Origin of the sequence: Xanthobacter autotrophicus (genome assembly GCF_030015065.1) — a bacterium.
GTDB classification, from domain to species: domain Bacteria; phylum Pseudomonadota; class Alphaproteobacteria; order Rhizobiales; family Xanthobacteraceae; genus Xanthobacter; species Xanthobacter autotrophicus_D.
In genome coordinates this window covers 1-466 of the sequence record NZ_JAIVFN010000378.1, presented here as the reverse complement: position 1 = coordinate 466, position 466 = coordinate 1, and the positions used below count along the sequence as shown (strand labels likewise).

Genomic DNA, 466 nt, shown 5'->3' with positions numbered 1-466 from the left:
CGGTGACACCGAGGCATTGCTGGACTACCGCAGGCGGGCGCCGCATGCGGTGCGCGCGCACCCGGGCGACGACCATTTCCTGCCGCTCTTCTTCGCACTGGGCGCGGCAGGGGCGGGAGCGGCTGCGCACTACCTGAGCCGCGAGGTGATGCACGGCTCCCTCGCCATGGATTCGTTCGCGCTCGAGCCGGTTTCCGACGCCGCATGAAACTCCGGGGGCGCCGGGCGCTCCAACCGCGGATGATCCCGACGCACACCGACCCGACGCACACCGACCCGACGCTTTCCCCGCTCGATCTGCCGATGTCCTTCCTGGGCCGTCCCGCCGCCGCGGGTACGGAGCAGCCCTGGCTGCTGGTGCTCATGCACGGCGTGGGCAGCCATGAAAAGGACCTGTTCGCGCTCGCCCGCTGGGTGCCCGCGCAGTTCCACGTGGTGAGCCTGCGCGCACCCTACGCCATGGGCC

Annotated in this window: 1 protein-coding gene and 1 pseudogene; both read left to right on the top strand. The window is 71.2% G+C overall.

The features are described 5' to 3' along the window. Window positions 1–208, top strand: a pseudogene (locus tag K9U40_RS23615) (dioxygenase); the annotation flags it as partial. Between the two features lie 32 nt (window positions 209–240). Then, the coding region (locus K9U40_RS23610) for a hypothetical protein (RefSeq protein ID WP_282892494.1) at window positions 241–466 on the top strand (226 nt) is incomplete at its 3' end.